Genomic DNA, 23616 nt, shown 5'->3' on the forward strand with positions numbered 1-23616 from the left:
CACCATGGCTGACCAGTCCATCCCGGAGGCCCGCACTCCGCTCGCCGACGAGCCGGCCTCCTCCCCGGCGTCCCCGCAGGGCCTTTCGCGACGGAAGCTCCTCGGCACCGCCGGTGCCACCGGGCTCGTGCTCGGCGCGGCGGGCGGGGCCGTGGGTTATGCCGCCGCGCCCTCGCAGGCGACTCCGCTCACCTCGCTGGGCGCGGACGAGGTGATGTTTCACGGGAAACATCAGCCCGGCATCCTCCAGGGCCTCCAGGCCCGCGGCCATGTCCTCGCCTTCGACCTGGCGGCGGGCGCGGGCCGCAAGGAGGCCGCGGCTCTGCTGCGCCGCTGGTCGGAGACGGCACGGCGGCTGATGGCGGGCGAGGCCGCTTCTTCGGAGGACACCGATGTGGCCCGCGACGCCGGGCCCTCCTCGCTGACGATCACCTTCGGCTTCGGGCACAGCTTCTTCGCCCGTACCGGCCTGGAGAAGCAGCGCCCGGTCGCGCTGGACCCGCTGCCCGACTTCTCCTCCGACCACCTCGACAAGGCCCGCAGCAACGGCGACCTGTGGGTGCAGATCGGCGCCAATGACGCGCTGGTCGCCTTCCACGCCCTGCGCGCGATCCAGAAGGACGCCGGCAGCGCGGCCCGCGTCCGGTGGCAGATGAACGGCTTCAACCGCTCGCCGGGCGCCACCGCCCACCCCATGACGGCCCGCAATCTGATGGGCCAGCTCGACGGCACCCGCAATCCGAAGCCGGCCGAGTCCGACTTCGACCAGCGGATCTTCGTGCCGTCCTCCGGAGAGCCCGCGTGGATGGCGAACGGCTCCTACGCCGTCGTACGCCGGATCCGGATGCTTCTCGACGACTGGGAGCGGCTCTCGGGCAGGGAGCAGGAGGACGTCATCGGCCGCCGCAAGTCCGACGGGGCGCCGCTCTCCGGGGGCACCGAGACCACCGAGATGGACCTGGAGAAGACGGACGCACAGGGAAACCTGGTCGTCCCGATCGACGCCCACGCCCGGATCACCCGGCCCGACCAGAACGGCGGGGCGGCGATGCTGCGGCGGCCGTTCTCCTACCACGACGGCATCGACGCTGACGGGACTCCGGACGCGGGACTGCTGTTCATCTGCTGGCAGGCCGATCCGCTGCGCGGCTTCGTGACCGTGCAGCGCAAGCTCGACCGGGGCGATGCACTCTCGAAGTTCATCCGCCACGAGGCGAGCGGCCTGTTCGCGGTGCCGGGCGGGGCGGCCGAGGGAGAGTACGTCGGACAGGCGCTGCTGGAGGGGTGAGGCCTGGCATGTTCACCCGGTCGTGAGACACGTACGCCGGGCTTCCTCCGAGGCCATTAGGGTGAGGTCATGCCAGCGAGCTATGCGTATCTCGGTCCCGAAGGCACCTTCACCGAAGCCGCCCTGCGCACGCTTCCCGAGGCGGCCACGCGGGAGCTGGTCCCGTATGTGTCCGTGCAGTCCGCGCTCGACGCGGTACGTACCGGTGAGGCCGAGGCCGCTTTCGTGCCGATCGAGAACTCCGTCGAGGGCGGGATCACCACCACCCTCGACGAGCTGGTCGCGGGCGCCCCGCTGATGATCTACCGCGAGGTGCTGCTGTCGATCACCTTCGCGCTGCTGGTCCGGCCGGGCACCAAGCTCTCCGACATCAAGACGGTCTCCGCACACCCGGCCGCCCAGCCGCAGGTCCGCAACTGGCTGAAGAACAACCTCCCGGACGCGCACTGGGAATCGGCCGCCTCGAACGCGGACGCCGCCCGCCTGGTCCAGGAGGGGCAGTACGACGCGGCCTTCGCGGGCGAGTTCGCCGCCGCCCTGTACGGCCTCGAGGTCCTGGAGAGCGGGATCCACGACGCGGAGAACGCCCAGACCCGGTTTGTGCTGGTGGGCCGCCCGGCCCGGCCCGCGGCGCCGACCGGAGCGGACAAGACCTCCGTCGTGCTGTGGCAGCGCGACGACCACCCCGGCGGGCTGCGCGATCTGCTGGGCGAGTTCGCGACCCGGGGCATCAACCTGATGCTGCTCCAGTCCCGGCCCACCGGCGCGGGCATCGGCAACTACTGCTTCTGCATCGACGCGGAGGGTCATATCTCCGACCGGCGAGTGGCGGAGGCCCTGATGGGGCTGAAGCGGATCTGCCTGGAGGTGCGGTACCTCGGCTCGTATCCGCGCGCGGATGTGGACGCGGACGGCGTCAGCGCGCCGCGGCCCGGGACCTCCGACGAGGCGTTCATGTCGGCCTCGGACTGGGTGGCGCGGTGCCAGGACGGGCGGTTCTGAGCGCTGGTCGTACCAGCCGTTCATCGTTATCCACAGGAGTTATCCACAGGTCGGCCTCTCGACCTGGGGACAAGTCGACACCACAGCACGACTCAGTCGACAAATCGCCCTACAGCACCCTCCCTCGTCCACCGGCGCGCAGTTCACCCTTCGTCCACTCGTTTCCTGCGAGCAATCCTTTGGAGCGACGCATTTCCACTCGAACGTGGGCGTAAAGGAGGTTTGCCCTGGGAATCACGAGGGTCGGCCGAGCTATTCGGAGTGATCAATTCCGGTGTCCACAGATCTTCCACACAGCCTGTGGATAACTCTTGGAGGGGTGTGGACGGCTGTGGATGACGCGGCCCCAAGTCCCGTTCTCCACAAGGAAATCCGGTCAACACCGCGCCCGTCGCATGCCCCGTCCCAGGGAGTGAGACACCTTTTATTGACACGGGGCGCAATTCCGTCATAACGGTATGTAAGCCGCAGCTCGGGGCGCCCCGGAAAAGCGAGTCGTGAGTTGTGACTCGGCCCCGGTAGCCTTGAGCGCGTGATTGACCTTCGCCTGCTCCGTGAGGACCCCGACCGTGTGCGCGCGTCCCAGCGCGCCCGTGGAGAGGACGTCGCGCTCGTCGACGCTCTCCTGTCTGCCGACGAGCGGCGCAGGTCGTCCGGCGTCCGCTTCGACGAGCTGCGCTCCGAGCAGAAGTCGCTCGGCAAGCTGATCCCCAAGGCCACTCCGGAGGAGCGGGCCGAGCTTCTGCAGAAGGCGGAGCAGCTCAAGACGGACGTCAAGGCCGCGGAGGCCGCGCAGAACGAGGCGGACGACGAGACCAAGCGCCTCGCCCTCCAGCTCGGCAACCTCGTCCACCCGGACGTGCCGGTCGGCGGCGAGGAGGACTTCGTCGTCCTGGAGACGCACGGCACCATCCGCGACTTCGGCGCCGAGGGCTTCGAGCCCAAGGACCACCTGGAGCTCGGCGAGGCGCTGGGCGCCATCGACGTCGAGCGCGGCGCCAAGGTCTCCGGCTCGCGCTTCTACTACCTCACCGGTGTCGGCGCCCTGCTGGAGCTGGCCCTCGTCAACGCGGCGATCGCCCAGGCCACCGAGGCCGGCTTCACCCCGATGCTGACCCCGGCGCTGGTCCGCCCGCGCGCCATGGAGGGCACCGGCTTCCTCGGCCAGGCCTCGGAGAACGTGTACCACCTGGAGAAGGACGACTACTACCTGGTCGGCACCTCCGAGGTCCCGCTCGCCGCGTACCACATGGACGAGATCCTCGACGCGGACAAGCTGCCGCTGCGGTACGCCGGCTTCTCGCCGTGCTTCCGCCGCGAGGCCGGCACCTACGGCAAGGACACCCGGGGCATCTTCCGCGTGCACCAGTTCGACAAGGTCGAGATGTTCTCCTACGTCGTCCCCGAGGACGCGGAGAACGAGCACAAGCGGCTCCTGGACTGGGAGAAGCAGTGGCTCACCGGCCTGGAGCTGCCCTTCCAGGTCATCGACGTCGCCTCGGGCGACCTGGGCGCCTCCGCCTCCCGTAAGTACGACTGCGAGGCGTGGATCCCGACCCAGGGCAAGTACCGCGAGCTGACCTCGGCCTCCAACTGCGACGGCTTCCAGGCGCGCCGCCTGTCCGTCCGTATGCGCGACGGCAAGAAGGTGCAGCCGCTGGCGACCCTCAACGGCACGCTGTGCGCGGTGCCGCGCACGATCGTGGCGATCCTGGAGAACCACCAGCTGGCCGACGGTTCGGTGCGGGTGCCCGAGGTGCTGCGTCCGTACCTGGGCGGCCGGGAGCTGTTGGAGCCGGTCGCCAAGTGAGTTTCGCCTATCGGCTGATCGCGACCGATCTCGACGGGACGCTGCTGCGCTCCGACGACTCGATCTCGCAGCGCACCCGTGACGCGCTCGCCGCGGCCACCGCGGCGGGCGCCGCGCACATCGTCGTGACCGGACGTGCGGCGCCCTGGACCCGGCACATCCTCGACGACCTGGGGTACCAGGGGCTCGCGGTGTGCGCGCAGGGTGCACAGGTGTACGACGCCGGTGAGCACCGTCTGCTGACTTCGGTGACGCTCGACCGGCAACTGGCCGGGGTGGCGCTCGCGAAGATCGAGGCGGAGGTCGGTCCCCTGTTCCTGGCGGCGAGCCGGGACGGGCTGGAAGGCGAGGTGCTGGTCGGGCCGGGGTACGCGCTCACGGGCTCGCTGCCGTCGACGTCGTTCACGGATGCGTCGGATCTGTGGTCGGCCCCGCTGAACAAGATCTACATACAGCACCCTTCGCTGACGGACGACGAACTGGCGGACGCCGCGAGGCGCGCCGCGGGTGGGTTCGTGACGGTGGCGATGGCGGGCGCGGGGATTGTGGAGCTGCTTCCGCTGGGGCTGTCGAAGGCGACGGGGCTGTCCATCGCGGCCCGCCGCCTGGGCCTGAAGGCCGCCGACACGATCGCCTTCGGCGACATGCCGAACGACCTGCCGATGTTCGCCTGGTCGTCGTACGGCGTGGCGATGGCGGGGGCACACGAGGAACTCAAGGCGGTGGCGGACGAGGTCACGTCCTCCAATGACGAGGACGGGATCGCGGTCGTGCTCGAACGACTGCTGTCGTAACTGCGGAGGATGCACGGATCGAACGTGCGCGGGCTTTTCAGCCCGACCTTGGCTTAGCAAGCCAGTGCCTTACCACTCGGCCAATCCTCCGGGTGGGCGGCCTCACGCGAAGTGGGATTCGCGTGCTCGAAGCGGCCGCCCCGGGCAGCTCCCCGATGCGGTGCGGGCTCGACGGTGGGTAACTACACCGGAGCCCGCCGCGGGCTGCCCTGTGGGGAGCTCGACGGACTGTCGTGCATGGACATCGTCGCGCTCCTCCCCAGCTGGTGGCGCCGACCGGATCCGGCGTCCTGGACATCAACCATCCTGCCCGCCCCCCGAGTTGACCGCCACCGAATAAACCGCCTCAGCGCCGCCGCCACTTGCGACGGCGCCCCTTGCTGAAGAACCAGCCCGCCGGGGGCTCGTCGGAGCGCCAGCCGTACATGCCCCGTTGTGCCCCAGTCTGACCGGACAGGGATGAAGTCCCTGTCAGTAAACGGCGCGGCTACTCCTCGCCCGCCAGTGTCAGCGAGCGCAGCTTCTGGCCCGCGTACCAGGTGGCGAGGACCGTCACCGCGACCAGGAGCACCGTCGCCGTGGTGATGCCCACGTCCGAGGTGACGAGGTCCCCGCCGGTCACCTCATGAGCGACGGCCAGCGACCACTGCTGGACGCTCAGCGTGCGCGCGCCCGCCACCAGGGAGCCGAACAGGGCCTCCCAGACCAGGGCGTAGACCAGACCGAAGACCACCGCGTGCCGGGACACCGTGCCGAGGAGCAGGAAGAGTGCCGCGTAGGCGATGGAGGCGACCAGTGCCGCCACCGTGTAGGCCACGGCGATCTGCTGGCCGTTGCCGTTGAGGATGAAGCCGGAGATCAGGGTCGGTACCGCGGAGAACACCATCGTCACCGCGATGGCCACGATCAGCTTGGTGAAGATGATCGTCGGGCGCTTGATCGGCTTGGACAGCAGATACACCACCGAGCCGTCGTCGATCTCCGGTCCGATCGCTCCGGTGCCCGCGATGACGCCGATGATCGGCACCATGGTGGCCAGCGCGATCCCGCCGAGCAGGTCGGAGGCGGTCTGGTCGTCGGCGCCGGCGAGGGCACGGACGATCACCGAGATCACGATCAGCAGCAGCGGCAGGGCGCCGAGGATGAGGGCCCGGCGGCGGCCGAGCAGGGCCCGGTAGGTGAGTCGGGCGACTGTGGGGTCGTACATCTTGGGCCTCCTACGCCGCGACGAGATACGAGAAGACGGACTCGAGGGACTCGTCGGACGGCGAGACCGTGTGCAGCCGGATGCCGTGGTCGCGGGCGACCCGCGGCAGCAGGGCCGTGAAGCGGCCGAAGTCGACGGCCTGGATGCGCAACGCGCCCTCCGCCAGGTCGACTTCGATGCCGGAGGTCGACGGGTCGGCGATCAGCGCGGCCGCGAGGGCGCGGTCGTCGCTGGAGCGCACCAGGTAGCGGTGCGGGCGGTCGGTCATCAGGCGGCGGATCTTGCGGAAGTCACCGCTGGCCGCGTGCCGTCCGGCGACGACGACCTCGATGTGCCAGGCGAGTTGCTCGACCTCTTCGAGGATGTGGGAGGAGAAGAGGACCGTGCGGCCCTCGTCGCCCATCTTCCGCAGGAGGTCCATCAACTGCATGCGCTGGCGCGGGTCCATGCCGTTGAAGGGCTCGTCGAGCAGGAGCAGCGACGGGTTGTGGACCAGCGCGCTCGCCATCTTCACGCGCTGCCGCATGCCCTTGGAGTACGTCTGGATCTTGCGGTCCTGCGCGTACTCCATCTCGACCGTGGCCAGCGCCCTCTGGGCGGCCTTCGCGCCCAGGCCGTGCAACTCGGCGTTGGCGACGACGAATTCGCGGCCGGTGAGGAAGTCGTACATCGCCTCGCGCTCGGGGACGATGCCGATGTGCTTGTAGATCGACTCGTTGCGCCACACCTGCTCGCCGTCGAGCGTGACGGTGCCGTTGGAGGGGGCCAGGAAGCCGCCCATCATGTTGATGAGGGTGGACTTTCCGGCGCCGTTGGGGCCGAGCAGGCCGGTCACGCCGGGGCCGATGGTCATGGTGATGTCGTTGACGGCGACCACATTGCCGAACCAGCGCGATACGTGGTCGATGTTGAGCGTGGTCACAGTCCGACCTTTCGGTAGCGGCGCATCAGCAGGCCGTAGCAGGCGGCGATCAGGCCGAGGGTGACGAGGACGTAGACCACGCCCTCCCCGTTCGTCGGGCCGACGCCTCCGGGGAACGCCGAGGTCGCGCCGAGGAACGCGGACTGCACTCCGTCGATGAGCGTGATCGGCGAGAAGAGGCCGATCCAGGCGATGGATCCGGTGCTGTCCTGCACCTCGGCGATGGCCTGGAGGGTGGAGACGGCGCCGTAGGAGATGGTCAGTACGGCGATCACGGCGGCGATGCCGAAGCCGCGGCGCGGGGTGACCGAGGCGATGACCAGGCCGAGGCCGGCGAAGAGCAGCGAGAGCAGAGCCACCGAGACGAGTCCCTGTGCGAATCCCTTGGTCTGGTCGGTGAAGTCGAGCTTGGCCAGCAGCGCGCCCACATAGAGGACGAGCAGCGGAGCCGCGGTGAGGACGAACATCGCCGAGGCCAGCGCCGCGAACTTCGCGCGCACATAGTCCGCGGTCTCGATCGGCCGCGAGAAGTACAGCGGCACGGTCTTGAAGCGCAGGTCGCGGGAGACGGACTGGGGTGCCTGGGAGGCGACGTAGAGGCTGATGACCGCCTGCATGACGATCGCGTAGCGGGTGTAGTCGACGGGCAGGTCGTTCGCCTTGGTGGCGACGGCGACCGCGACCATGATGGCCGCCGGTACGCACATCACCACGAACAGCAGCATCGGCAGCACCTTGGACTTCACCGAGCGGCCGAGGCCGTAGGCGCCGCGCAGGGACTGCGAGTAGAGGGAGCGGGTGGCGTAGGTGCGGCCGAGGCGGGGGCCGTCGTAGTTGCGGTAGCCGATGTCGTGGATGCGGGTCTGGTCGCCCGCAACGGGCTGGTCAAGAGCCATGAACGGCCGCCTCCTTCCGCTGCTCGTCGCTGTCGGTGAAGACCTCCGCGATGTGATGCCGGCGCTGCTCCATGCGCACCAGGCCGAGGCCGAGGTCCGCGATCACGTCGCGGACCAGGTCGTACGTCGCCTCGCCCTGCGCGGTCAGCAGCAGGATGTGCCCGGCGCCCGGGAGGCCGCTGCCTTCGTCGGTGGTCACCCCGCGCGCGTGGAGCGCCTCGCGCACCGCGCGGGTGCCGTCGGGGTGTTCGTCGGTGTCGGTGACCTCGATCGCGAGGGTGGTCGTGGTCTGGGTGAAGTCGGTGGTGGAGCTGGAGCGCAGCAGCTTGCCGCCGTCGATGACGACGACGTGGTCGCAGGTCCGCTCCAGCTCGCCCAGCAGATGGGAGGTGACCAGCACCGAGATGCCGAAGTCCGTGTGGATCCGGCGGATCAGGCCGAGCATCTCGTCGCGGCCGACCGGGTCGAGGCCGTTGGTCGGCTCGTCGAGGAAGACCAGGTGCGGGTCGTGGACCAGGGCCTGGGCCAGCTTCACGCGCTGCTTCATGCCGGTGGAGTAGCCGCCGATGGGGCGGTAGCGCTCCTCGTACAGACCGACATGGCGCAGCGTGTCCGCGGTGCGCTCGCGCGCTGCGGTCGGCGGCAGCCCTGACATGCGCGCCATATGGACGACGAACTCGGTGGCCGAGACGTCCGGCGGCAGACAGTCGTGCTCCGGCATATAGCCGACGCGTTCACGGATGGCGGCGCCCTTGGTGGCGACGTCGAGGCCCAGCACCTCGGCGCGGCCCTCCGTGGCGGGGGACAGACCCAGCAGGATCTTGATCAGTGTGGACTTGCCGGCTCCATTGGCTCCGACGAGTCCGGTCACACCGGGCCCGACGTCCACGGAGAGCCGGTCAAGCGCGGTCACCCGGGGGAACCGCTTGCTCAGGCTTTCGGTCGCGATCACAGTCACGACAATGACGGTAGTGACACGGAACACGTCGGTCGTCAGACCGTAGAGCCGTCTTGGGGTCCCTCTGGAGTCGTACGGGTCCTTAGGGGTCACCCTGAGGTCGAACAACGAGAGCCTCGCGAGGGCCGTCGGCACCCGCCTATTGACGGTGGGTCTAACAAGTGCCAGATTCTCCGATGTCAAGTTACGAGCGCGTACCGCAACCGGTGGGACGGGGTGCCATGGCTACGGCAGTGACCAGTGAACGCTCGGCGGAGCTGCAAGGTTTCCGGAGAGTGCAGCGCCTTGCCTACGAGTGCGCGGAGGCGGTGGCGGCCCAGCTGCAACCGGGTGTGACCGAGCGTGAGGCGGCGCGCATGCAGCGGGAGTGGCTGCGCGAGCGCGGGGTGCGGGACTGGTTCCACCTCCCCTTCGCCTGGTTCGGCGACCGTACGGCGTTCGTGGACTTCCGTATTCCGCTGCAGTTCTTCCCGACGAACCGCCGCCTCGAGCCGGGGATGCCGTTCATCCTGGACATGGCTCCGGTGTACGAGGGTTTCACCGCCGACATCGGCTATTCGGGCTCGCTCGGTGTGAACCAGGTGCAGCACAAGCTGATGGACGACCTCCAGGCACACCGCGAGCTGATCCTCGGCGAGGTGCGCGAGCGCCGCTCGCTGCGGGAGATCTACGAGGACGTGGACCGTCTGATGGTCCGCCAGGGCTATGCCAACCGGCATCGCGCGTACCCCTTCGGCGTGATCGCCCACAAGGTGGACCGGGTACGGGAGCGGCGCTGGTCACCGCGGCTCTTCGGGTTCGGCACCCAGTCCCTCAAGGGCCTGGCCGCGGACGCGGTGCACGGCCACCGTGAGGGCTGGTCGCCGCTGTGGTCGCCGTACCGCTTCTCCGACCACCCGCCGCAGCCGGGACTGTGGGCGGTCGAACCCCACCTGGGCTTTCGGGGGACGGGCGCGAAGTTCGAGGAGATCCTGGTGGTCACGGACTCCGCGGACCCCGAGGAGAGCGCCTTCTGGCTGGACGACGATCTGCCGCATGTGCGGCGCTGGGCGGAGGAGAAGTGACAGTGCTTTCGGGCGCGCGTGAGCGCTGGGTGCGGACCGGCGGGGTCGAACTGTGCGTGGCGGAGCTGGGGGATCCTTCTCAGCCAACTGTGCTTCTGGTGCACGGTTACCCGGACAGCAAGGAGGTCTGGTCGGACGTCGCCGCGCGGCTGGCCGACGACTTCCACGTGGTGCTGTACGACGTCCGGGGCCATGGCCGCTCCACGGCCCCGCAGCCGCTGCGGGGTGGGTTCACGCTGGAGAAGCTGACGGACGACTTCCTGGCGGTCGTGGACGCGGTGAGCCCGGACCGTCCGGTGCATCTGGTGGGCCATGACTGGGGCTCGGTGCAGTCCTGGGAGTTCGTGACGGTGCAGCGCACGGAGGGCCGCATCGCGTCCTTCACGTCCATGTCCGGCCCGTCGCTCGACCACTTCGGCCACTGGATCCAGCGGCGCATGAAGCGGCCGACCCCGCGCCGGGTGGGCCAACTCCTGGGCCAGGGCGCCAAGTCCTGGTACGTATACCTGCTGCACACCCCGGTCCTGCCGGAACTGGCATGGCGGGGACCGCTGGGGAAGACCTGGCCGCGCATCCTGTCGCGGATGGAGAAGGTACCGGCGGACAACTACCCGACGTCCTCGCTCCCTTCGGACGCGGCGCACGGGGCGTGGCTGTACCGGGACAACGTACGGCCGCGTCTGCGCCGCCCGCGCGGGCACGCGTACGCGCACGCGCCGGTGCAGCTGATCACCCCGCTGGGCGACGCGTTTCTCTCGGAGAAGCTCTACGACGAACTTGAACTGTGGGCTCCGCAGTTGACGCGCCGGACGCTCCCGGCCAAGCACTGGGTGCCGCGCACCCGGCCCGACCAACTGGCGTCCTGGATCTCCGAGTTCGTGACGTCGGTGGAGGGCGGCAGGCAGCAGCCGAAGGCGATCGGCAAGTACGCCGACCGCTTCGGGGGCCAGCTGGTCCTGATCACCGGCGCGGGCAGCGGCATCGGCCGGGCCACGGCGTATGCCTTCGCCGAGGCGGGCGCGCGCGTGGTGGCGGTGGACCGGGACGCGGAAGCGGCGGCCCGTACGGCGGAGATGTCCCGCTTGGTCGGCGCCCCGGACGCCTGGGCGGAGACCGTCGACGTCTCCGACGAGCAGGCGATGGAGAAGCTGGCGGAGAAGGTCGCCACCGAGTACGGAGTGGTCGATGTCCTGGTGAACAACGCCGGGATCGGCCTGTCCGGCGACTTCCTCGACACGACGTCGGACGACTGGCGCAAGGTCCTGGACGTCAACTTGTGGGGCGTGATCCACGGTTGCCGCCTCTTCGGCCGGCAGATGGCGGACCGCGGCCAGGGTGGCCACATAGTCAATACGGCATCGGCGGCGGCCTATCAGCCGTCCAGGGCCCTGCCCGCCTACAGCACGACCAAGGCGGCGGTCCTGATGCTGACCGAGTGCCTGCGCGCGGAGTTGGCGGACCAGGGCATCGGAGTCACGGCGATCTGTCCCGGCTTTGTGAACACCAACATCACATCGACCGCACGTTTCGCGGGAGTTGACGCGGAGGAGGAGTCCCGTCGGCAGAAGAAGTCGGCCCGGCTGTACGGCTTGCGCAACTACCCACCGGAGAAGGTAGCGAGCGCGATTCTGCGTGGAATCGTCAACAACGAGGCGGTGGTTCCGGTGACTCCCGAGGCCCGTGGGGCGCATCTGCTGTCACGGTTCGCACCCGGGGTGCTGCGGAGGATCGCGCGGGTCAAGCCGCCTGTATGAAGGGGCAGTTCGTCAACTCGTGGCGGGTCAGCGAGACTTGACGAAACCTCTTGAAACGACGGCTCGTTGTCCACAGAACCGCCAATTCCCCTGTGGATAACCGCACTTGGCTGTGGATCAAACATCGTCGGCAAAATCATTCGCGTGATCCAGGTCTCTCCCGTCACGCTGAGGAGATGAAAGAAAGACCCATCGACGACCGCCGCACGGTGAAGGTGTCGAAGTACCTCTCCAAGCACCTCCGCCACCAACCCGAGCGCATCGGTCTCACCCTCGACGAGGCCGGCTGGGTGGAGATCGACACCCTCATCGCCGCGGCGGCGGCCCACGGCTTCCGGTTCACCAGGGAAGAACTGGACCACGTGGTCGCCACGAACGACAAACGCCGCTTCGCCATCGACGGCACCCGTATCCGGGCCAGCCAGGGCCACAGCATCGAGGTCGAACTGGGCCTCCCCCCGGCGACCCCACCGCCGTACCTCTACCACGGCACCGTGGCCCACTCCCTGGACGCGATCCGCGCGGAGGGCCTACGTCCCATGAACCGCCATGACGTCCATCTCTCGGCCGACCGTGAGACAGCGACCCGCGTAGGCGCCCGCCGAGGCCGCCCGGTCGTGCTCTCCGTCGACGCGGGGGCCATGCACCGGGACGGCCATGTCTTCCACGTCAGCGCGAACGGCGTCTGGCTGACCAAGGCCGTTCCACCCCAGTACCTGCGCTTTCCGGAGTCGCGGCACGGCACACAGTGACCGTTTCACGTGAAACACGTTCGGCCGCATACGCTCGAACCATGAGTCTGCGTCTGAGCACCGTGATCCTCCCGTACCGCCGCTGGCACGAGGGGAGCCGTGAGGCTTGGCAGCGGGCGGAACAGCTCGGCTTCCACACCGCCTACACCTACGACCATCTGTCCTGGCGCAGCTTCCGGGACGGCCCGTGGTTCGGTGCCGTACCGACGCTGACCGCCGCCGCGGCCGTCACCGACCAGCTGCGACTCGGCACCCTGGTCACCTCCCCGAACTTCCGGCACCCGGTGACCCTCGCCAAGGAGCTGATCTCACTCGACGACATCTCCGGCGGGCGCCTCACGCTCGGTATCGGCGCCGGCGGCACCGGCTTCGACGCCACCGCCCTCGGCCAGGAGCCCTGGACCCCGCGCGAGCGGGCCGACCGGCTCGCCGAGTTCGTCCCGCTCCTCGACCGGCTGCTCACCGAGGACGCCGTCTCCTACGAGGGCGACTTCTACTCCGCCCACGAGGCCCGCAACATCCCCGGCTGTGTCCAGCGCCCCCGTCTGCCCTTCGCCATCGCCGCGACCGGCCCGCGCGGACTGCGGCTCGCGGCCCGTCACGGCCAGGCCTGGGTGACCACCGGCGACCCGAAGCTGTACGAGAACGGCACTCCCGAACAGTCGGTTCAAGCCATTCGCGGACAGATCGAGAAGCTCGCCGACGCCTGCGCCGCGATCGGCCGGGATGCGAGCGCCATGGACAAGATCCTGCTCACCGGTTTCACCCCCGACCGCGCCCGTCCGCTGGAGTCCCTCGACGCGTTCGTGGACTTCGCGGGGCGCCATCGCGAGCTGGGATTCACCGAGATCGTGATCCACTGGCCGATCCCCGAGTCGGACTTCGCCGCGGATGTGAAGGTCTTCGAGCAGATCGCGATGGAGGCGACGGCCCAGCTGGGCTGAGCCGAAGCGCAGGTGAGGGCCCTTCCCCCTCAGATGTGCACACTCCCGCACGGCCGTGCGGGCATATGCGGGACAATGGCCCGGTGACCTCAGCGACTCGACAGCCCGAGACCCCGGCCGCCGCGCTTCCGCCCCGGTTGATCGCCACCGATCTGGACGGCACTCTGCTGCGGGACGACAAGTCGGTCTCTCCGCGCACGGTCGCGGCCCTCGCCGCCGCCGAGGAGGCGGGCATCGAGGTCTTCTTCGTGACGGGCCGCCCCGCCCGCTGGATGGACGTCGTCAGCGCCCATGTCCACGGCCACGGCCTGGCGATCTGCGGCAACGGCGCCGCGGTGGTCGACCTGCACGGCGGCCCCGGCACCCACCGGTTCGTGATGGTGCGCGAGCTGGCCCGGAAGAACGCCCTGGACGCCGTACGCCGACTGCGCGACGCGGCCCCCGGCACGGTCTACGCGGTCGAGCAGACGTACGGCTTCCACCAGGAGCCGGAGTATCCGAAGCTGCACATGGAGATCCCGGACAGCCTGGCGCCCGCCGAGCGGCTGCTGGCCGAGGATGCCCCGCATGCCGACGAGCCGGTGCTCAAGATCCTCGCCTACCACGCCGACCTCGACCCGGACGCCTTCCTCACCCTGGCCCGGCTCGCGATCGGCGACCGCGCCAATGTCACCCGCTCCAGCCCCAGCGCCCTGCTGGAGATCAGCGGCCCCGCCGTCTCCAAGGCCAGCACCCTCGCCCTGTGCTGCGCCGAGCGCGGGATCTCGCACGAGGAGGTCGTCGCCTTCGGCGACATGCCGAACGACGTCGAGATGCTCACCTGGGCGGGCCGGTCCTACGCCATGGGCAACGCCCACCCGGATGTGATCGCCGCGGCCTCCGGGCGGACGGTCGCCAACAACGACGACGGGGTGGCGGTCGTGATCGAGCAGCTGCTGGCCGAGCACCGGTAACTACCCGAGGTCGACCTCCCGCGCCGCCAGCCAGGCCGCGGGGTCCACCGCCGACCCCGACTCCGGGGTGACCCGCACCTCGAAGTGCAGATGCGGTCCGGTCGAGTTGCCGCTGGTGCCGGACTGGCCGATCCACTGCCCGACACTCACTCGCTCACCCTGGTCGACGGCCACGGCCGCGAGATGGGCGTACTGCGTGTAGTAGCCCCCGGCGTGCTCCAGCACGACCTCGATGCCGAACGGCCCCCCGCAGGACACCCGTGCCACCCGTCCCGCCCCGACCGCCCGCACCGGAGTGCCGATCGGCACCGCGAAGTCCTGCCCGGTGTGCCGCCGCGCCCAGCGCTCCCCTCCGCTGCCGTAGGACGCGGACAGCTCGTACGTCTCCAGGGGCGCCACCCAGCGGCTGCTGAAGTGGGTCTCCGGCTGGTCGAGCCGTACCGCGCCCCGGCATGAACCGGCCGCCACCGAGGCATCCGCCCGACCCTGCAACTGCCAACGGGCCTCTTCCAGTTTCCGCTCGATGTCCTTCTTCATCTCGGCGAGCTCGGCGTTGCGCTGATCCAGATCCCGCCAGGCCGCCGCGGCCTTCTCCTCGTCCGCGGCGAGCTTTGCCTCGGCCCGCAGGCTCTTCTCGATGGCGTTGGTGACGGCCAGGTTCGTCCGCGAGAAGACATGCTGACCGCGCATCAGCTCGTCCGGGCTGTTCGCGAGGATGATCTGCGCGGTGGCCGGCATATCGCCGCCGCTGCGGTACTGGGCGCGCGCGATCCGTCCGAGGTCCTCGTGCAGCACGGCGATCTCCCGCCGCTGCCGGTCGAGCAGCCCCTCCAGCCGCCGGGCCCGCGCCCGCTGCGTCTCCGCCTCCCGCCGCCCCGCCTCGTACTGCTGGGTCGCGACGGCCGCGTCCTGGTACAGCTGGGCGACCTGCGCACTGAGGCCGGACTCGCTGTCGGAGTCCGTGGGGCGGGCCGCCAGGACGGCCAGCGCGCACAGCAGCGCCGGAACGAGCAACGGATGACGGCGAGATGAGCGCATGTCAGCGATCGTCGCCCGCGCGGGGGCCTGCGGTCCTGTTCAACTCGTACGGGTGGGGGAACGGTTGGGCCGTACGAGGGCGTGTTCAGTGGGGCGCCTGCCACACCACCGTCGTACAGCCGCCGTTCTCCCCGGTTCCGGAGAGTCGACCACTCAGCGCCGCTCAGCCCACCGAAACCAACAGGTCCGCCTCCTCCTCCCGCTCAGCCATCGCCCGCAACGGCCCGTCCACTGCCGCGAGCTCCGCGTAGGAACCGCGCTGCACCACCCGTCCCTGATCGAGGACGACCACCTCGTCGACAGCCTCGAGACCGGCCAGCCGATGGGTGATGAGCAGCGTCGTACGGCCTTCGGTTGCCGCCAGCAGATCGGCGGTGAGCGCGTCGGCCGTGGGCAGGTCGAGATGCTCGGCGGGCTCGTCCAGCACGAGCACGGGGAAGTCGGCGAGCAGCGCACGCGCCAGCGCCAGCCGCTGCCGCTGACCGCCGGACAGCCGGGCCCCGTGCTCACCGACCAGCGTGTCGAGCCCGTCGGGCAGGCTGTCGGCCCAGTCCAGCAGCCGGGCGCGCTTCAGGGCGTCCCGCAGCTCGTCCTCGCCCGCGTCTTTCTTTGCGAGGAGCAGGTTCTCGCGCACCGAGCTGTCGAAGAGGTGCGCGTCCTGGGCGCAGAGCCCCACCAGCCGCCATACGTCGTCGCCGTCGAGGGCGTACGCGTCGACGCCGCCGAGCGTGTACGCACCCGCCCGCGCGTCCAGGAACCGCAGCAGCACCTGGGCCAGCGTCGTCTTGCCCGAGCCGGACGGCCCGACCACGGCGATCCGGCGGCCCTCCTCCAGGGTCAGGTCGAGCCCGGCGAGCGCGTCGCGGTCCTGCCCGGCGTGGCGGGCGGTGAGGTCCTTGAGGACGACCGGGAACGGCGACGCGGGCGCCTGCCGGGGCCGCTCCGGCTCCCGTACGGGCTCGGGCGCGTCCAGCACCTCGTAGACCCGCTCGGCGCTTCTGCGCACCCGCTGCCGGTACTGCACGGCGAGCGGCAGCCCGAGCACGGCCTCGAAGGCGGCCAGCGGAGTGAGGGTGACGACAGCCATGGCGACCCCGCTCAGCCGTCCGTCGACGACCGCCTGGGCGCCCACGAGGGCGGTGGCGGCGACGGTCAGGCCGGAGAGCAGCGCGGTGAGTCCGTCGCCGAGCGCGGTGGCGGTGGCGGCGCGCGAGGCAATCCGGGTGAGCGTCCCGTCGGCCCGCCGCGCTTCGGCGGTACGGGAGGGCAGGGCGCCGGCGACGGTCAGCTCGGCGGTTCCGGTGAGCAGATCGGTCACCCGGGTCGCCAGCACTCCTCGGGCGGGGGCCAGTCGGCGCTCGGCGCGCCGGGCCACGGCACCGGTGAGCAGCGGGACACCGGCACCGGCCGCCAGCAGTCCCACGGCGAGCACCGCACCGGCCTCCGGCAGCAGCCAGGCCGTGAAACCGACGGACACCGCCGACACGACGGCTGCCGCCCCGGCGGGCAGCAACCAGCGCAGCCAGTAGTCCTGGAGCGCGTCCACATCGGCGACGAGCCGTGACAGCAGATCGCCTCGCCGGGCCGTACGCAGTCCGGCGGGCGCCAGCCGCTCCAGGCGCCGGTACACGGCGACCCGAGTGTCGGCGAGCATCCGCAGGACGGCGTCGTGCGACACCAGCCGCTCCGCGTACCGAAACACGGCCCGCCCGATCCCGAAGGCACGCGTCGCCGTCACGGCCACCATCAGGTAGAGCACGGGCGGCTGTTGCGAGGCCCGGGAGATGAGCCACCCGGAGGTGGCCATCAGACCGACGGCACTGCCGAGGGCGAGACTCGCGAGCAGCAGGGCGAGGGCGAACCGGCCGCGGCGGGCGCCGGACATCGCACGGACGCGGGCGAGAACGCCGCCTGCGGTCTTCGCGGGCTCCGCCTCGGCGTCAGGGACTTCGGCCGCCGCTTCTTCGATGGCGTGGACCGTGGGCGCCTTGGAGACAGCAGCGGTCGCCGGAGCGGGCGCCGCGGCTTCCGTCAGCCGCACCACGCGGTCCGCGATCCCCAGCAGCGCGGGCCGGTGCACGACCAGCAGCACCGTCCGCCCCACGGCCAGCCGTCGCACCGCCGCCACGACCTCCGCCTCGGTCGCTCCGTCCAGCGCGGCCGTCGGTTCGTCGAGCAGCAGGACCGGACGGTCCGCGAGGAACGCCCGGGCGAGCGCCAGCCGTTGCCGCTGCCCGGCGGACAGCCCGGCACCGTCCTCGCCGAGCACGGTGTCGGCGCCCTGCGGCAGCGCGGCCACGAACTCCAGCGCCCCCGCGTCCTCCAACGCCCGCGCCAGGGCGGTGTCGTCGGCGTCGGGGCGGGCCAGGCGGACGTTCTCCGCAATCGTCCCCGCGAACAGGTGCGGCCGCTGCGGGACCCACGCGACCAGGGACCGCCACCGCTCCAGGTCCAGTTCCGCGAGGTCGGCACCGCCGATCCGGACCCGCCCCTCGGCAGGATGCACAAACCCCAACAGCACGTTCAGCAGCGTCGACTTGCCCGCGCCGCTCGGCCCCACGAGCGCCACGGTCTCCCCGGGTTCGACGACGAAGGACACGTCCGACACGGCGTCCCCGGACCGGCCGGGGTAGCGGACGGTCACGCCCTCGAAGGCCAGGGCGCCCGACGGGACGTCCCCGCTCCCCGACGCCGGCACCGGCGTCTCGAGCACGGCGAAGATCTCCTCGGCCGCAGCAAGCCCCTCGGACGCCGCGTGGTACTGCGCGCCCACCTGCCGCAGCGGCAGATACGCCTCGGGCGCGAGCACCAGGATGACCAGACCGATGTACAGGTCCATCTCGCCGTGGACGAGCCGCATGCCGATCGTCACGGCGACCAGTGCGACGGAGATCGTCGCCAGCAGCTCCAGCGCGAAGGAGGACAGGAAGGCAATCCGCAGGGTGCGCATCGTCGCCTGCCGGTACTCGCCGGTGATCCGCCGGATCGACTCGGCCTGCGCCTTGGCCCGGCCGAACACCTTCAGCGTCGGCAGCCCCGCGACGACATCCAGGAAGTGCCCGGACAGCCGGGACAGCAGCCGCCATTGACGGTCCATCCGGGACTGGGTCGCCCAGCCGATCAGCACCATGAAGACCGGGATGAGCGGGAGGGTCCCGACGATGATGGCCGCCGAGACCCAGTCCTCGGTGACGATCCGCGCCAGCACCGCCACCGGCACCACCACCGCGAGCCCCAACTGCGGCAGATAGCGCGAGAAATAGTCGTCGAGGGCATCGACCCCCCGGGTGGCGAGGGCGACCAGCGATCCGGTCCGCTGCCCACTGAGCCACCCGGGCCCAAGCGCGGCCGCACGCTCCAGCAGCAGCCCCCGAAGCTCCGACTTCACCGCCGCGCTCGCCCGGTGCGCGGCGAGCTCGGTGAGCCAGGCGACCAGAGCACGTCCGCACGCGACGACCGCCAACAGCAGCAGGGGAGTGCGGAGTTCACCGACCGACAGACCGTGCTGGAACGCACCGACGACGGTCTCGGCGATGAGCATCGCCTGGGCGATGACCAGCAGGGCCCCTACGACACCCAGGCCGACCACGGCCACCAGGAAGAACCGGGTGGCCCGGGCGTAGCGGAGCAGACGCGGATCGATTGGTTTCACGTGAAACACACCTCAGTGCGCGGCGACGTCGGCGGCGATGTGCTGCGTACCGATCCGCTTGCGGAACACCCAGTAGGTCCAGCCCTGATAGAGCATGACGATCGGCGTGGCGATCGCCGCGCACCACGTCATGATCTTCAAGGTGTACGGGCTCGACGAGGCGTTGGTGACCGTGAGGCTCCACTCCTCATTGAGCGAGGACGGCATGACGTTCGGGAAGAGCGACAGGAAGAGCATCGCCACGGCGGCCACGATCGTGACGCCGGAGAACGCGAACGACCATCCCTCGCGCCCGGCCTGATTGGCCACCAGCGCCGCCACCAGCGCGGCGACGGCCACGACGAGCGCGACCAGGCTCTCCCCGTCCCCGTTCTCGACCTGCGTCCACAGCAGGAAGATCAGCGCGAGCACAGCGGTGACAAGACCGACCTGAAGCGCCAGCTTCCGCGCCCGCTCCCGGATGTCCCCGACCGTCTTCAGCGCCACGAACACCGCACCGTGGAAGGTGAACAGCGTCAGCGTCACCAGACCGCCGACGACGGCGTACGGGTTGAGCAGATCCCAGAAGTTGCCGACGTACTCGAAGTCCTGGTCGATCTTCACGCCCCGCACGATGTTGCCGAAGGCCACACCCCACAGGAACGCCGGGATCAGCGAGGACCAGAAGATCGCGGTCTCCCAGTTGCGCTGCCAGTTCTCCTCGGGCCGCTTGGCCCGGTACTCGAAGGCCACGCCCCGGACGATCAGGGACACCAGGATGATCAGCAGGGGCAGATAGAAGCCGGAGAAGAGGGTGGCGTACCACTCGGGGAAGGCGGCGAAGGTCGCGCCGCCGGCGGTGAGCAGCCACACCTCGTTGCCGTCCCAGACGGGGCCGATGGTGTTGATCAGCACCCGCTTCTCGGGCCGGTTGCGGGCCAGCAGCTTGGTGAGGATGCCGACCCCGAAGTCGAAGCCCTCCAGGAAGAAGTAACCGGTCCACAGGACGGCGATCAGGACGAACCAGACGTCGTGCAGTTCCATGACTGTGCAGCTCCCTCGGCCTAGTACGAGAAGGCCATCGGCTTGTCGGCGTCACGGGAGTCGCCGCCGATCTTCGTGGGCGGGTTGAGGTCGGCCTCGGTGAGCTCGGGCGGGCCGGCCTTGACGTACTTGGCGAGCAGCTTGACCTCGATCACGGCGAGGATGGCGTAGAGCGAGGTGAAGACGATCATCGAGGTGAGCACTTCGCCCTGGGAGACACCGGGGGAGACCGCGTCGCGGGTCTGGAGTACGCCGTAGACGACCCATGGCTGGCGGCCCATCTCGGTGAAGATCCAGCCCCAGGAGTTGGCGATCAGCGGGAAGGCCAGGGTCCAGATCGCGATGCGCCAGTACCACTTGGTGAGCTTCGGGCCGAGGGCCTTCTTGCGGAACAGGACCAGGTTCGGCACTTCGTCGTCGCCGACCCTGAGGGCCCCCGGCAGCATGAACTTCTTGCGGGTCAGCCACAGTCCGATCAGGCCGATGGTGAAGGATGCCATGCCGAAGCCGATCATCCAGCGGAAGCCCCAGTAGGCGACGGGGATGTTGGGCCGGTAGTCGCCGGGCCCGAACTGCTCCTGCTCGGCCTTCTGGACGTCGTTGATGCCGGGGACGTACGAGCTGAAGTCGTCCTTGGCCAGGAAGGACAGCAGTCCCGGGATCTCTATGGCGACCTTGTTGTGGCCCTCTTCGACATCGCCGTAGGCGAAGACCGAGAAGGGCGCCGGCGCCTCGCCGTCCCACAGGGCCTCGGCGGCGGCCATCTTCATCGGCTGCTGCTCGTACATGATCTTGCCGAGGGTGTCACCGCTGATCGCGGTGAGCGCGCCGCCGATGACGACCGTGACCAGACCGAGCCGCAGCGAGGTCTTCATGTCGCTGATGTGCTTCTTGCGCAGCAGATGGAAGGCGGAGATGCCGACCATGAAGGCGCCACCGGTGAGGAAGGCGGCGGAGAGGGTGTGGAAGGCCTGGGCCAGCGCGGTGTTCTGGGTCAGGACCAGCCAGAAGTCGGTGAGTTCGGCCCGCCCCTTGGCCTCGTTGATCCTGTAGCCGACCGGGTGCTGCATCCAGGAGTTGGCCGCGAGGATGAAGTACGCCGACAGGATCGTGCCGATCGACACCATCCACATACAGGCGAGGTGGATCTTCTTCGGCAGTCTGTCCCAGCCGAAGATCCACAGGCCGATGAAGGTGGACTCGAAGAAGAACGCGATCAGTGCCTCGAAGGCGAGCGGGGCACCGAAGACATCGCCGACGAAGCGCGAGTAGTCGGACCAGTTCATGCCGAACTGGAACTCCTGCACGATGCCGGTGACGACACCCATGGCGATGTTGATCAGGAAGAGCTTGCCCCAGAACTTGGTGGCCCTGAGGTACTTCTCCTTCTCCGTGCGCACCCAGGCGGTCTGCAGGCCGGCCGTGAGGGCGGCGAGCGAGATCGTCAGGGGGACGAACAGGAAGTGGTAGACGGTGGTGATGCCGAACTGCCATCGCGCCAGAGTCTCCGGCGCCAAAGCCAGGTCCACGTCGTCAGTCTCCTTACAGCCGTGGTCACAGCGGCAGTGTGCCCCTTATGTCCTGTGCATCACGGGATCAACCTGGACACGCTTGTGAACGCGTTCACATTCACAAGCAATTATGACGTACCGATTTTCGACCGCGGAAGGGGGGTCCCCCTAGCGCCTTCGCGTCAGGGTCTTGGCAGTGAATTCAACATCTTGTTGAATTGCTCGTCATGCAGATACGGATCTCCTGGCCCGCGGGACACCTCACCGCGACTCTCGACGACACCCCGACCACCCAGGCCCTCGCCAAGGCACTGCCGCTCGTCTCCACCGCCCACACCTGGGGCGAGGAGGTCTACTTCGACACCGGAGTCTCGGTTCCACGTGAAACCGACGCCCGACAGGTCGTCGAGCCGGGCACGGTGGCCTTCTGGACCGACGGAGACGCCCTCGCCCTCCCCTACGGCCCCACACCGATCTCGCGAGGCGACGAATGCCGCCTCGCGAGCCCGTGCAATGTCCTGGGCCGCCTCGACGGCGACCCCCGTCTTCTCTCGACGGTGCGCAACGGAGAGCCCGTGCGCGTGGAACTGGCTGAACCGACGGACGTCTAGAGCTCCTTGCGGAACGCTTCCGTCACCTTCAGGAAGATGTCGTTCGCCTCGGTCTCCCCGATCGTCACCCGCACACCCTCGCCCGGGAACGGCCGGACCACCACGCCGTGCTGCTCACATGCCGCCGCGAAGTCGACCGTGCGCTCCCCCAGCCGCAGCCACACGAAGTTGGCCTGGGTCTCGGGCACCGTCCAGCCCTGGGCGCGCAGCGCGTCGACCACGCGGTTGCGCTCACAGACCAGCGAGCCGACCCGGCCGAGCAGTTCGTCCTCCGCCTGCAGCGAAGCCACCGCCGCGTCCTGCGCCAGCTGGCTCACACCGAAGGGCACCGCGGTCTTGCGCAGCGCCGCCGCGACCGGCTCATGGGCGATGGCGAAGCCGACCCGGAGCCCGGCGAGGCCGTACGCCTTGGAGAAGGTGCGCAGGACGCAGACGTTGGGCCGCTCCCGGTAGATCTCCACGCCGTCCGGCACCTCGGCGTCGCGGATGAACTCCCGGTAGGCCTCGTCCAGCACCACCAGCACATCGCCGGGCACCCGGTCCAGGAACCGCTCCAGCTCGGGCCGCTTCACGACCGTGCCGGTGGGGTTGTTGGGGTTGCAGACGAAGATCAGCCGGGTCCGCTCGGTGATGGCGTCGGCCATCGCGTCCAGGTCGTGCACATCCCCGGAGGTCAGCGGCACCCGTACCGAGGTCGCCCCGCTGATCTGCGTGATGATCGGGTACGCCTCGAAGGACCGCCAGGCGTAGATGACCTCGTCACCGGGGCCGGCGGTGGCCTGGAGCAGCTGCTGGGCGACGCCGACCGAGCCGGTGCCGGTGGCCAGGTGGGAGAGCGGGACGCCGAAGCGCTCGGAGAGCTCGTTCATCAGCCCCGTGCACGCCATGTCCGGGTAGCGGTTGAAGGCGGAGGCCGCGGCCGTCACGCTCTCCATCACCCCGGGCAGCGGCGGGTAGGGGTTCTCGTTCGAGGACAGCTTGTAGGCGACCGGGCCGCCGGCCGCTGCGGGCTTGCCCGGCTTGTAGGTGGGAATACCCTCCAGCTCGGCGCGCAGCTTGGGGCTCGTCTCGCTCACCGCAGTCCTCCTCGCGACCACCGGCGGCCCATCGTCACCACCGGCTTCCAATGCTTCTCACCTTATGAGGATTCGGCTCGGCTGCGTACAGGTGAGAGCAGACCTCCTCCGTCACACCGGCATCAGGGGCATCGCACCGCGAAGCCGTACGAATTAGGGGGCGCGTCACACATATATCTACGCGCCGGTGGCTCGCGCCGTGGCGCGCATCCCTCGTGAAGGTGAGTTGAGACCTCTTCGAAACATCGGGAACTTGGCAGGCACGCGCACGCCGACAAGTCACGTATTGCCATGGGAGCGCTCAACTCCCTTGCAATCCAAAGCTTTTGACGGTGTATGACCTTGCAGAAACGTGCCTGTC

Annotated in this window: 19 protein-coding genes and 1 tRNA gene; 10 read left to right on the forward strand and 10 right to left on the reverse strand. The window is 69.6% G+C overall.

The features are described 5' to 3' along the window. The first annotated feature begins 4 nt into the window (after window positions 1–4). The 4 genes from efeB to OHT76_RS21575 all read left to right on the forward strand — a co-directional run bounded on the left by efeB (window position 5) and on the right by OHT76_RS21575 (window position 4894). Window positions 5–1288 (forward strand): iron uptake transporter deferrochelatase/peroxidase subunit, encoded by a 1284-nt coding sequence (gene efeB, locus OHT76_RS21560; protein WP_328872483.1) that lies wholly within the window; start codon window positions 5–7, stop codon window positions 1286–1288. 69 nt (window positions 1289–1357) lie between these two features. Then, window positions 1358–2290, forward strand: a complete 933-nt coding sequence (gene pheA / locus OHT76_RS21565; protein WP_328872484.1) for a prephenate dehydratase — start codon at window positions 1358–1360, stop codon at window positions 2288–2290. Window positions 2291–2822: 532 nt separating this feature from the next. Beyond that, complete coding sequence (gene serS / locus OHT76_RS21570) at window positions 2823–4100, forward strand: serine--tRNA ligase (RefSeq protein ID WP_328872485.1); 1278 nt, start codon at window positions 2823–2825, stop codon at window positions 4098–4100. Then, a complete protein-coding gene (locus tag OHT76_RS21575; RefSeq protein WP_328872486.1) occupies window positions 4097–4894 on the forward strand; it encodes an HAD family hydrolase in 798 nt (265 codons plus the stop codon). Before serS ends, OHT76_RS21575 begins: the two co-directional genes overlap by 4 nt. Before the next feature lie 3 nt (window positions 4895–4897). Here the strand turns inward: OHT76_RS21575 and OHT76_RS21580 are convergent. The 5 genes from OHT76_RS21580 to OHT76_RS21600 all read right to left on the reverse strand — a co-directional run bounded on the left by OHT76_RS21580 (window position 4898) and on the right by OHT76_RS21600 (window position 8871). Then, window positions 4898–4984 (reverse strand) — tRNA-Ser (locus tag OHT76_RS21580). A gap of 397 nt (window positions 4985–5381) precedes the next feature. After that, complete coding sequence (locus OHT76_RS21585; protein ID WP_328872487.1) at window positions 5382–6101, reverse strand: ABC transporter permease; 720 nt, start codon at window positions 6099–6101, stop codon at window positions 5382–5384. Window positions 6102–6111: 10 nt separating this feature from the next. After that, window positions 6112–7023, reverse strand: a complete 912-nt coding sequence (locus OHT76_RS21590) for an ABC transporter ATP-binding protein (protein ID WP_328872488.1) — start codon at window positions 7021–7023, stop codon at window positions 6112–6114. Then, window positions 7020–7919, reverse strand: a complete 900-nt coding sequence (locus OHT76_RS21595; RefSeq protein WP_328872489.1) for an ABC transporter permease — start codon at window positions 7917–7919, stop codon at window positions 7020–7022. Before OHT76_RS21595 ends, OHT76_RS21590 begins: the two co-directional genes overlap by 4 nt. After that, window positions 7909–8871, reverse strand: a complete 963-nt coding sequence (locus tag OHT76_RS21600) for an ABC transporter ATP-binding protein (protein WP_328876590.1) — start codon at window positions 8869–8871, stop codon at window positions 7909–7911. Before OHT76_RS21600 ends, OHT76_RS21595 begins: the two co-directional genes overlap by 11 nt. Before the next feature lie 227 nt (window positions 8872–9098). Between OHT76_RS21600 and OHT76_RS21605 the strand changes: the two genes are divergently transcribed. The 5 genes from OHT76_RS21605 (at window position 9099) to OHT76_RS21625 (ending at window position 14344) form a co-directional block, all read left to right on the forward strand. Further along, window positions 9099–9941, forward strand: coding sequence for a M24 family metallopeptidase (locus OHT76_RS21605; RefSeq protein ID WP_328872490.1), 843 nt, complete (start codon window positions 9099–9101; stop codon window positions 9939–9941). Beyond that, the gene (locus OHT76_RS21610; RefSeq protein WP_328872491.1) at window positions 9938–11695 is read left to right on the forward strand and encodes an SDR family oxidoreductase; all 1758 of its coding nucleotides are present in this window, start codon (window positions 9938–9940) and stop codon (window positions 11693–11695) included. Before OHT76_RS21605 ends, OHT76_RS21610 begins: the two co-directional genes overlap by 4 nt. Before the next feature lie 176 nt (window positions 11696–11871). Next, a complete protein-coding gene (locus tag OHT76_RS21615; RefSeq protein ID WP_328872492.1) occupies window positions 11872–12447 on the forward strand; it encodes an RNA 2'-phosphotransferase in 576 nt (191 codons plus the stop codon). Window positions 12448–12488: 41 nt separating this feature from the next. Then, a complete protein-coding gene (locus OHT76_RS21620; RefSeq protein WP_328872493.1) occupies window positions 12489–13391 on the forward strand; it encodes an LLM class flavin-dependent oxidoreductase in 903 nt (300 codons plus the stop codon). A gap of 65 nt (window positions 13392–13456) precedes the next feature. Continuing rightward, window positions 13457–14344, forward strand: a complete 888-nt coding sequence (locus OHT76_RS21625; RefSeq protein ID WP_328872494.1) for a Cof-type HAD-IIB family hydrolase — start codon at window positions 13457–13459, stop codon at window positions 14342–14344. Here OHT76_RS21625 and OHT76_RS21630 read toward each other — a convergent pair whose 3' ends face one another. The 4 genes from OHT76_RS21630 to OHT76_RS21645 form a co-directional block, all read right to left on the reverse strand. Continuing rightward, window positions 14345–15382 (reverse strand): M23 family metallopeptidase, encoded by a 1038-nt coding sequence (locus tag OHT76_RS21630; protein WP_328872495.1) that lies wholly within the window; start codon window positions 15380–15382, stop codon window positions 14345–14347. A gap of 163 nt (window positions 15383–15545) precedes the next feature. Further along, complete coding sequence (cydD, locus tag OHT76_RS21635; RefSeq protein ID WP_328872496.1) at window positions 15546–19034, reverse strand: thiol reductant ABC exporter subunit CydD; 3489 nt, start codon at window positions 19032–19034, stop codon at window positions 15546–15548. Window positions 19035–19046: 12 nt separating this feature from the next. Then, window positions 19047–20057, reverse strand: a complete 1011-nt coding sequence (gene cydB, locus OHT76_RS21640) for a cytochrome d ubiquinol oxidase subunit II (protein WP_328872497.1) — start codon at window positions 20055–20057, stop codon at window positions 19047–19049. 20 nt (window positions 20058–20077) lie between these two features. Beyond that, entirely contained in the window at window positions 20078–21586 is a 1509-nt protein-coding gene (locus tag OHT76_RS21645) for a cytochrome ubiquinol oxidase subunit I (protein ID WP_328872498.1), read from the reverse strand. Window positions 21587–21795: 209 nt separating this feature from the next. Here OHT76_RS21645 and OHT76_RS21650 point away from each other — a divergent pair, with 209 nt between their 5' ends. After that, window positions 21796–22179 (forward strand): cyclophilin-like fold protein, encoded by a 384-nt coding sequence (locus OHT76_RS21650; protein ID WP_328872499.1) that lies wholly within the window; start codon window positions 21796–21798, stop codon window positions 22177–22179. Here the strand turns inward: OHT76_RS21650 and hisC are convergent. Continuing rightward, window positions 22176–23255 carry a histidinol-phosphate transaminase gene (gene hisC, locus OHT76_RS21655; RefSeq protein ID WP_328872500.1) on the reverse strand — a complete coding sequence of 360 codons (1080 nt, stop codon included), beginning with the start codon at window positions 23253–23255 and terminating at the stop codon, window positions 22176–22178. The genes OHT76_RS21650 and hisC overlap by 4 nt on opposite strands. Window positions 23256–23616: the final 361 nt, after the last annotated feature.

This window comes from Streptomyces sp. NBC_00287, assembly GCF_036173105.1.
Taxonomy (GTDB): Bacteria; Actinomycetota; Actinomycetes; order Streptomycetales; family Streptomycetaceae; genus Streptomyces.